Source organism: Pseudomonas sp. NFACC02 (assembly GCF_900110765.1).
GTDB lineage: Bacteria > Pseudomonadota > Gammaproteobacteria > Pseudomonadales > Pseudomonadaceae > Aquipseudomonas.
Genome location: NZ_FOEO01000075.1, coordinates 1 through 10,170 on the forward strand (window position 1 = coordinate 1; position 10,170 = coordinate 10,170).

Here is a 10,170-nt window from a genome sequence, read left to right on the forward strand (position 1 = left end):
TGTTCCGCCTTCGGCGGGTTACTTGAAAACCCCAAGTAACCAAGGGTTTGCTCCCGGTTAGGCCCGACTTCGTCGGGTTCCTTCACTTCGGCGACGCTCCGTGGGCCCGCGCCGAACGGACATCCATGTCCTGACGGCGCTCTCGCGGCATCCATGCCGCTCGGCCCACTGCGCGTCGTCTGCGTTTGGCCTGCACCCAAGTCGCGCTTTGTGGTGTCTGGCCTGCTGCGGTATGAAGATCAAAAGCCAGAGCGCGCTTTGCGCTGTTTAGATTCAACGCCTCAATCGTTGAATAAACATAAAACCGGTGGGAGTCAGCTTGCTGACGAATGCGGTGTGCCATTCACCCTTGATGAAACTGGCTCGCGCCCATCGCGAGCAAGCTGATTGTTACGACGCTCCGCGTGGTAACACATTCAATGACGCTCTGCGTCATCCGGGATATGCGCATGCTGTGAGGCTTTGCGGCCCCACGAAACGGACTGACACCACGGATGTGAGAGCCATAGAATCTCCCACAGTGGATCAGCGTCGCGCCCACATTCCCGTCTGGCGCAAATGCCGTCAAGGGTAACGCGGTGTGTCCGCTGCCCCACGCCTGAGTTACCATGACGGGCCCGACGCGGCAGCCTGCCGCGCGCAGGAGTAAGCATGGCCCACCCGTTTGCAACACTCACCCCTGACCTGGTGCTGGATGCCGTCGAAAGCATCGGTTTCGTCAGCGACGCCCGCATCCTCGCGCTCAACAGCTACGAAAATCGCGTCTATCAGGTCGGCATCGATGAAAGCCAGCCGCTGATCGCCAAGTTCTACCGGCCCAACCGCTGGACCAACGAAGCCATTCTCGAAGAACACAGCTTCACCGCAGAACTGGCCGATGTGGAAATCCCGGTGGTCGCGCCTCTGGTTCACAACGGCCAGACCCTGTTCGAGCACGCAGGTTTTCGCTTCACGCTGTTTCCACGTCGCGGCGGCCGGGCACCGGAGCCGGGCAATCTGGATCAGCTCTATCGCCTGGGCCAACTGCTGGGGCGCATTCACGCCGTCGGCGCCACTCGCCCTTTCCAGCACCGAGAAGCCCTGGGCGTCCAAAACTTCGGCCACGACTCGCTGAATTACCTGCTGGAAAACGACGTGATTCCCCGCAGCCTGCTCCCGGCCTACTCGTCGGTCGCCAAAGACCTGCTCAAGCGCGTTGAAGATGCCTACGCCGCCACGCCTCACCAGAACATCCGCATGCACGGCGACTGCCACCCCGGCAACATGATGACCCGCGATGACATCTTCCACATTGTCGACCTCGACGACTGCCGCATGGGCCCGGCCGTTCAGGACATCTGGATGATGCTGGCCGGCGATCGGCAGGACTGCCTGAGTCAGTTGTCGGAATTGATGGACGGCTATAACGAATTCCACGATTTCGATCCGCGAGAACTCGCGCTGATCGAACCCTTGCGTGCGCTGCGCCTGCTGCATTACAGCGCCTGGCTCGCCCGCCGCTGGGATGACCCGGCGTTCCCACACAGCTTTTCCTGGTTCGGCACCGAGCGGTATTGGGGCGACCAGGTATTGGCGTTGCGTGAGCAACTGGCGGCCTTGAACGAGGAACCGTTGAAGCTGTTTTGACCCCACCTTTGTCGGAGTGAGCGAGCTCATGACGACAGGTAACCAACCCTGCACGCCTCATAAGAAAAACTTGCCGAAGGACCACCCATGCAAGCTGCCAACCCGCGTCGCGGGTACATTCTGGGCCTGAGTGCCTACATCATCTGGGGACTGTTTCCGATCTACTTCAAGCTGCTCGCCTCGGTGCCGGCGCTCGAAATCATCGTCAATCGGGCAATCTGGTCGGCGATCTCCGGTTCTTTGTTGCTGTTGGTGTGGAAGCATCCCGGCTGGTGGCGTGAGCTGCGGGACAACCCGCGGCGCCTGGTGATTCTGGCGGGCAGCGGGACGCTGATCGCCGTCAACTGGCTGATCTACGTCTGGGCGGTGAACAACAACCACATGGTCGAGGCGAGCCTTGGTTATTTCATCAACCCGCTGATCAACGTCATGTTGGGATTGGTGTTGCTGCGCGAAAGACTGCGCCCGTTGCAGTGGATGGCGGTGCTCCTGGCGCTGGTCGGCGTGGCACAACAGGTCTGGCAAGTCGGCAGCCTGCCCTGGATTTCCCTCGCGCTGGCGTTCAGCTTCGGTTTCTACGGACTGATTCGTAAGCAAGCGCCGGTTGCGGCACTGCCGGGTTTGGTCGTGGAAACCTGGATTCTGGTGCCGCTGGCCGTGGGCTGGCTGCTGTTCAATCCAATGGCCCACAGCGCACAACCCGCATTCTGGACCACGTCCGAAGCAATCTGGCTGGCCATGGCCGGGCCGGTGACGCTTATTCCACTGGTGTGCTTCAACGCCGCCGCCCGGCATCTGCCCTACGCAACGCTGGGCTTTCTGCAGTACATCGCACCGACGCTGGTGCTGTCGCTGGCCGTGTTGGTGTTCGGCGAGCACATGCCTTCGGCGACGCTGGTGACGTTCCTGTTCATCTGGGCGGGCCTGATCATCTACACCGTCGACGGCTGGCTGGCGATGAAACGTCGCGCGCAACGTTGATCAATCGATAGGTTGATCAGGAAATAGACAGAGGGGCCATCCAGACTGTGGGGCGAATGATTTCGCTCTCACAGTCGGAAGGGCCTTGCATCACCTTACTCGTCCGCTTTCAGCTTCAGCTCCACCATCAACTCATCTGCCAGCGTCTCTAGGCATTTTTGCAGATCATCCAGCGACAAGGTCAGCGGCAGTCCCAACAACGCGTTCGCCCGGAATAACGACTCGCTGCTCATGGGTGCCGGCTCGACGTTGGTCACCAACTGCTCGACATTCACGCCCTGCTCGGTCAGCAACCGCGTGACGTCCCGCACGATGCCGGGCCGATCGTTTCCCACCAGCTCCATATTGATCGGTTTCCAGGTGCAAGCCGTTTCGATGCCTGTTTCGGCAAACTGCACCCGAATACCGTGGGCGGATAACCCCTCCAACGCCTTTCGCAATTCGGATTGCGCTTCGACCGGGACGCCGATGCGCACGATCCCGGCGAACTGTCCGGCCATGTGAGTCATACGGCTTTCCAGCCAATTACCACCGTGATCTGCAATGCACGATGCGATCTGTTCCACCTGCCCCGGTTTGTCGGGGGCAAATACGGTGACGATGAGATGGTCCACGGTCAACTCCTCTTCTTAACGTGTCCACAAGCCGGGTTGGTGCGGCCTGTGCGGCTGTCGGACAAGTATAGGCAAGGGCGCGTGCCATGCCCGATTGCTTCCGGGCGAAACAATCTGTGTACCATTTGCATAATTTTCTGGAACAATTCACGGCTTTTTTGAGAACATCCGTAACCCCGACGTGACTCGATGTGAAAATCCAGTCGCTCGGTGACATATTTAGTCTGATTTTCACACCGCCACGCATCATGTAGTATTCGGCCGCATCCACTACATAACCGTTGGTACGATGCCTGACCCGGCATCGCCGCTCGTTGAAACCTGTTCCGCAAAGCGCACAACGCCTTTCCTTCAGGTCCCCCGGCCCCGGCCCAGCCGCCAGCGATGGCATGATCTGGCAAGGGTGAGCGGTGATGTCGATGGCTTTAACAAGAGAGCGCTCGAGATTGAAGCGCGGATAGCTGAGCAGAGTGAGGCAAGCAATGACTGAACACGTTCAAGTCGGTGGCCTTCAGGTCGCCAAAGTCCTGCTGGATTTCGTGAACAACGAAGCCATTCCTGGAACCGGTATCGAAGCCGCCACGTTCTGGGCCGGTGCCGACAAGCTGGTCCACGAGCTGGCGCCGAAGAACAAGGCCCTGCTCGCCAAACGTGACGACTTCCAGGCGCGTATCGATGCCTGGCACCAGTCCAATGCTGGCAAGGCCCACGACGCCGCCGCATACAAAGCTTTCCTGCAGGAAATCGGTTATCTGCTGCCAGAAGCGGCGGACTTCCAGGTCACGACGCAAAACGTCGACGAAGAAATCGCCCGCATGGCCGGTCCACAACTGGTGGTGCCGGTCATGAACGCCCGCTTCGCCCTCAATGCCTCGAACGCCCGTTGGGGCTCGCTGTATGACGCGTTGTACGGCACTGACGCGATCAGCGAAGAAGGCGGCGCCGAAAAAGGCAAAGGCTACAACAAGGTCCGCGGCGACAAAGTCATCGCGTTCGCGCGCGCCTTCCTGGACGAAGCCGCGCCACTGGCCGCGGGCTCCCACGTCGACTCCACCAGTTACAAACTGGTCGACGGTGTGTTGATCGTCGGCCTCAAAGGCGGCAGCAACACCGGACTGCGTGACGACGCACAGCTGATCGGCTTCCAGGGCGAGGCCTCGGCGCCGACCTCGATCCTGCTCAAGCACAACGGCCTGCACTTCGAAATTCAGATCGACGCCACCAGCCCGATTGGCCAGACCGATGCGGCCGGCGTCAAAGACGTGCTGATGGAAGCGGCGTTGACCACCATCATGGACTGCGAAGACTCGATCGCAGCCGTCGATGCCGACGACAAGGTCGTGGTTTACCGCAACTGGCTGGGCCTGATGAAGGGCGATCTGTCCGAAGAAGTGTCCAAGGGCGGTACACGCTTCACCCGCACGATGAACGCCGACCGCGTCTACACCTCGCCAACCGGTGAACCGGTGACGCTGCATGGTCGCTCGCTATTGTTCGTGCGCAACGTCGGTCACCTGATGACCATCGATGCGATCCTCGACAACCAGGGTAACGAAGTGCCGGAAGGCATCCTCGACGGTTTGCTGACCAGTCTGGCAGCGATCCATAACCTTAAAGGCAATACCTCGCGCGCCAACAGCCGTACAGGCTCGGTGTACATCGTTAAACCGAAGATGCACGGCCCGGAGGAAGTCGCGTTCACCAACGAGCTGTTTGGCCGCATCGAAGACGTCCTGAGCCTGCCACGCAATACGCTGAAAGTCGGGATCATGGACGAGGAACGCCGCACCACGGTGAACCTCAAGGCCTGTATCAAAGCCGCCAGCGAGCGCGTGGTGTTCATCAACACCGGCTTCCTGGACCGTACCGGTGACGAGATCCATACGTCCATGGAAGCCGGCCCGGTTGTGCGCAAGGCGCAGATGAAAGGCGAGAAGTGGATCGGCGCCTATGAAAACTCGAATGTCGATATCGGTTTGAAGTGTGGTCTGCAAGGTCGTGCGCAGATTGGTAAGGGCATGTGGGCAATGCCGGACCTGATGGCGGCGATGCTGGAACAGAAGATCGCTCACCCGCTGGCCGGTGCCAACACCGCCTGGGTTCCGTCACCGACCGCCGCTGCACTGCACGCGCTGCACTATCACAAAGTTGACGTGTTCGCCCGCCAGGCCGAACTGGCTCAACGCGCACCGGCTTCGGTCGATGACATCCTGACCCTTCCGTTGGCGCCGAACACCAACTGGACATCCGAGGAAATCCAGAACGAACTGGACAATAACGCGCAGGGCATCCTCGGTTATGTAGTGCGCTGGATCGATCAGGGCGTCGGTTGTTCGAAAGTGCCGGACATCAATGACATCGGCCTCATGGAAGACCGTGCAACGCTGCGTATTTCCAGCCAGCACATCGCCAACTGGTTGCGCCATGGCGTGGTCAACGAACAGCAAGTGATGGAAAGCCTCAAGCGCATGGCGCAGGTGGTGGATCGCCAGAACGCCAACGATGCGCTGTATAGCCCGCTGGCACCGGACTTCGACACCAACATTGCCTTTCAGGCGGCGGTCGAGCTGGTGCTTGAAGGCACCCGGCAGCCGAACGGTTACACCGAGCCGGTGCTGCACCGCCGCCGTCGGGAGTTCAAGGCGAAGAACGGGCTGTAAAAAGCGCCGTTGAACAAAAAGGCGGTGTGTCGCAGGACACATCGCCTTTTTTATTCCTGTGGGATCCAGCCCCACACCGATTCTGCCGCTGTGGCAATTTTTCGGACATCACCGCCAGCAAGCCGAGCGGCTACGGTAATGATGACTTCTGTAGGAGCGCGCTTGCCCGCGAAAAGCCGGTACATCCGCCACACTTCTGCCGAATGTACCGATGCATCGCGGGCAAGCGCGCTCCTACAGTGGATTGCGGAGCCCTACGCCATCCCCAATTCCCGCTTCACCAGCCGCAACAATTGCTTGGTGTTGATCGGCTTGAGCAGAAAGTCCACCACGCTCAGGTGCATCGCATCAATGGCATCACGCACATGAGCATCACCCGAGACGATGATGATCGGCAGCGCTGCCCGATCCGAATCGCGGACCTTGCGGATCAAATCCAGTCCGTCACACGGCGCCATGCGCAGATCGGTGATCAGCAGCGCAATGGACGGTCGGGTTTGTAGCAGATGCATGGCACTGGTGCCGCCCGCAGCCGTAATGCAGCTGATGTCGTTGAGGCTGAGGATTTCGGAAAGAATTTCCCTGGCATCCTTGTCGTCATCGACGATCAACACCCGTTGTGGCGATTGCGATGGAGGCGCGAGCATCACCTCGTTGAGGGCTTCGCGCTCTTCATCACTCAAAATGTCGTGATCGAACATACCCGTCTCATCTTCCTGTCGACTCCCATTCTGACAGCGCAAACAGTCCGAATACGCTGCACGCTTTGTCGGCTTCCTGCCAGGCCGCAACGGCCTCTGCGCGGTGTACATCGACGTGGTTTTACACCACGGGACGATGCCCTCCAACGCCTTTTCAATCACCTAAGACTTACGTCCAATGGGCACTGCCTGCCAAGCGGTCGACCATGGAACCATAAAAACAAGTGGTCCCCCCGTCATGAGCAAAGCCGACGCTTTCACCCAGGCAGGCAAAACAGCCGTGTTGCAGAACGTTCACGGCACCATGCAATTCCTGCAAAAATTCCCGCCATTCAATCAGATGGAGAATGCGCATCTCGCTTATCTGGTCGAACAATGCCAGCTGCGTTTCTACGCTACGGATGAGAGCATCATCAAGCCTGGCGATGGGCCAGTAGAGCACTTTTATATTGTGAAACAGGGCCGGGTGGTCGGTGAGCGCCCACATTCAGCCAAAGGCGGAACCGAAACCACGTTTGAAATCACCACGGGTGAATGCTTCCCGCTCGCCGCTCTGCTGGGCGAACGCGCCACGCGCACCGAGCATCTGGCTGCCGAGGACACGTTTTGTCTGCAGTTGAACAAACAGGCCTTCATCAAGCTGTTCGCCCTTTCAAGCGTCTTCCGTGATTTCGCCCTGCGCGGCGTCAGCAGCCTGCTCGAACAAGTCAATCAGCAAGTAAAGCAGAAAGCGGTAGAAACACTCGGCACGCAGTATTCGCTGAACACGCGTCTGGGTGAACTGGCGATGCGTCACCCCGTGACTTGTTCACCCGACACGCCGTTGCGTGAAGCCGTCAAGCTGATGGACGAGCAGCAGGTCGGCAGCATCGTGATCGTCGACGATGCCAAGGCGCCGCTGGGTATTTTTACCCTGCGTGACTTGCGCCAGGTGGTCGCCGACGTGAACGCTGACTTTGGGCGGCCGATCAGGCTCAGCATGATTCAGTCACCCTTTTATTTAAGCCCCGACGCCAGTGCATTCGATGCGGCGATCGCCATGACCCAGCGGCACATCGCCCATGTGTGCCTGGTCAAGGATCAACGCCTGTGTGGCGTGGTGTCGGAACGCGATCTGTTTTCCCTGCAACGGGTGGACCTGGTGCACCTGGCCCGAACCATCCGCAGCGCACCGCGCATCGACTCGCTGAGCAACATGCGCGGCGACATCGTGCAACTGGTCGATCGCATGCTGGCGCACGGCGCGTCATCGACGCAGATCACACAGATCATCACGTTGCTCAACGACCACATGGTCTGTCGCGTTATCGAACTGACGCTGGAAGAAAAAGGCGACCCCGGCATTGCCTTCAGTTGGCTGTGCTTCGGCAGTGAAGGCCGGCGCGAGCAGACGCTGTATACCGACCAGGACAACGGCATTCTGTTCGAGGCCAAAGACGCCGCCGACGCCGCCGCCATCCGTGGCCGGCTGCTGCCGATTGCAGAGCGCATCAACCAGGGTCTGGCGTTGTGTGGCTTCGCGCTGTGCAAAGGCGGGATCATGGCCAGTAATCCCGAGCTGTGCCTGTCGCGGGTTGAATGGGCGCGGCGTTTCGGTTCGTTCATTCGTGAGGCGACGCCGGAAAATCTGCTGTCCTCCAGCATCTACTTCGACTTGCGCGTGGTGTGGGGGGATGAAAGCGGTGGCGAGCAACTGCGCCAGAGCATCCTGGCGCAGGTGGCGGAAAACAAACTGTTCCAGCGCATGATGGCCGACAACGCCTTGCGCCAGCGGCCACCCGTAGGACGCTTCAAGGATTTCGTGGTGGCGCGCAAAGGCAGCGAAAAAGACACCCTGGACCTCAAGACTCAAGGCCTCACACCTTTCGTGGACGGCGCCCGCTTACTTGCGCTGGCCAACGGCGTGGCGGCCAACAACACCCTTGAACGCCTGCGCCAACTGGTGGCCAAAAACGTCATCGACCCACTGGACGGCGCGGCGTATGAAGAGGCCTATCACTTCATTCAGCAAACCCGGATGCAACAGCACCAACAACAGAGCCGACAGAACCTGCCCTATTCCAACCGCATCGACCCGGACGTGCTCAATCACCTGGACAGGCGGATTTTGCGTGAGTCATTCCGTCAGGCGCAGCGCCTGCAAACCAGCCTGACCCTGCGTTATCAACTGTAAGCGACAGACCATGAACCTGTTTCAGTGGCTAAAACCACCCAAGCGCGCCAAGGCGCCAGACCTTACACCCGAGCAACTGCAGCGCCTCAGCGCGCTGCCACGTCCTGCGCCTTTAAATGAAAAGCCGCTTCGCCAGCAACGTTGGGTCGTGCTTGATCTGGAGACCAGCGGCCTGAACATGAATCGCGACGAGGTGCTGTCCATCGGTGCAGTGGTCATCGAAGACGGCGCTATCGATTTCGGCCAGGCATTCGAGCGCACGCTGCTGCGCCATGATCATAAGCTCAGCCCCAGCGTCTTGATTCACGGGCTTGGACCGAGCGCAATCGCCGCCGGCAGTGAACCGGTGGAGGCGCTTCTGGACTTCATGGAATTCGTCGGCGACAGCGCGCTGCTGGCGTTTCATGCGCCGTTCGATCAGCACATGATCGGACGTGCCTTAAAGGAAAGCCTGGGGTATCGCCTGCAACACCCTTTTCTGGATGTCGCCGAGATCGCGCCGATGCTGTGCCCGCAAGCCTGTCTGCGTCAGGCGGGGCTGGATGACTGGACCGCCTTCTTTGGCTTGCATGCTGAAGAGCGGCATCACGCCAGCGCCGACGCACTGGTCACCGCTGAACTCGCGCTGATCCTGTTCAGCCACGCGCGAAAACAAGCAATGGACAGTCCCGCGCAGTTGGAGCAATGCCTTGCGAAGTGGCGACGCCGGCAGCAGTCTCATTCGTTTTGAGCGGATGACATCTTGTCCGGCTCGTTCACCACAAACCCTGTGGGAGATTCTATGGTTCTCAACCCAGCGGTCAGCCCATTTCTTGAGGGTCGCAAAGCCTGACAGCCTGCGCCATATCCCGGATGACGCAGAGCGTCACTGAATGCACGCTGAGCGTGTAACCATCAGCTTGCTCGCGATGGGAGAGAGCCAGTTTTATCAGGGGTGAATGACACACCGCATTCGCCCGGATGCGGTCCACACCAAGCTAACTCCCACAGGTTTTGTGTTCAGCCAGCAGGTCATGCGGCGAACCTACGAAAGCGCAGGGCGCGCTTCGCTTTTGATCTTGATCTTCATACCGCAGCAGCCCAGACACCACAAAGCGCGACTTGGGTGCAGGCTGAACGCAGGTGGCGCGCAGTGGGCCGAGCGGCATGGATGCCGCGAGAGCGCCGTCAGGACATGGATGTCCGTTCGGCGCGTGCCCACGGAGCGTCGCCGGAGTGAAGGTACTCCGACGAAGGAGGAGCCCAACCAGGAGCCAGACACTTGGTTACTTGGTGTCTTTTCAAGTAACCCGCCGAAGGCGGAACAGTTTGGCCGTTAGGACAAACCAAACCACTAGCGTCACCTCAAATAGTGGAAATGCACACCCTACAAGCGAGCTTGCCCGCGAAGACGGTACTCCGACGAATGTGGAGGA

The 10,170-nt window shown here is 59.6% G+C and carries 7 protein-coding genes; 5 read left to right on the plus strand and 2 right to left on the minus strand.

Translation table 11 applies throughout. From position 1 onward, the window contains the following. Positions 1-651 precede the first annotated feature (651 nt). Both BMY73_RS27330 and rarD read left to right on the plus strand, forming a co-directional pair. Positions 652-1,626, plus strand: a complete 975-nt coding sequence (locus BMY73_RS27330; RefSeq protein ID WP_092411024.1) for a serine/threonine protein kinase — start codon at positions 652-654, stop codon at positions 1,624-1,626. An 87-nt stretch (positions 1,627-1,713) separates the two neighbouring features. Continuing rightward, on the plus strand, positions 1,714-2,607 hold the full coding sequence (gene rarD, locus BMY73_RS27335; RefSeq protein WP_092411026.1) for an EamA family transporter RarD: 894 nt from the start codon (positions 1,714-1,716) through the stop codon (positions 2,605-2,607). 95 nt (positions 2,608-2,702) lie between these two features. On the opposite strand, the gene BMY73_RS27340 is transcribed toward rarD, so the two are convergent. Continuing rightward, positions 2,703-3,221 (minus strand): glycine cleavage system transcriptional repressor, encoded by a 519-nt coding sequence (locus BMY73_RS27340; RefSeq protein WP_062385299.1) that lies wholly within the window; start codon positions 3,219-3,221, stop codon positions 2,703-2,705. A 482-nt stretch (positions 3,222-3,703) separates the two neighbouring features. Here BMY73_RS27340 and BMY73_RS27345 point away from each other — a divergent pair, with 482 nt between their 5' ends. Then, on the plus strand, positions 3,704-5,881 hold the full coding sequence (locus BMY73_RS27345; protein WP_092411028.1) for a malate synthase G: 2,178 nt from the start codon (positions 3,704-3,706) through the stop codon (positions 5,879-5,881). 254 nt (positions 5,882-6,135) lie between these two features. Here the strand turns inward: BMY73_RS27345 and BMY73_RS27350 are convergent, their stop codons facing one another. Beyond that, a complete protein-coding gene (locus BMY73_RS27350) occupies positions 6,136-6,582 on the minus strand; it encodes a response regulator (RefSeq protein WP_062385302.1) in 447 nt (148 codons plus the stop codon). Positions 6,583-6,820: 238 nt separating this feature from the next. On the opposite strand from BMY73_RS27350, the gene BMY73_RS27355 reads away from it, so the two are divergent. Together BMY73_RS27355 and BMY73_RS27360 are read left to right on the plus strand one after the other, a co-directional pair. Beyond that, entirely contained in the window at positions 6,821-8,755 is a 1,935-nt protein-coding gene (locus BMY73_RS27355; protein WP_092411030.1) for a putative nucleotidyltransferase substrate binding domain-containing protein, read from the plus strand. A gap of 10 nt (positions 8,756-8,765) precedes the next feature. Continuing rightward, on the plus strand, positions 8,766-9,485 hold the full coding sequence (locus BMY73_RS27360; RefSeq protein ID WP_092411032.1) for a 3'-5' exonuclease: 720 nt from the start codon (positions 8,766-8,768) through the stop codon (positions 9,483-9,485). The last annotated feature ends 685 nt before the right edge of the window (positions 9,486-10,170 follow it).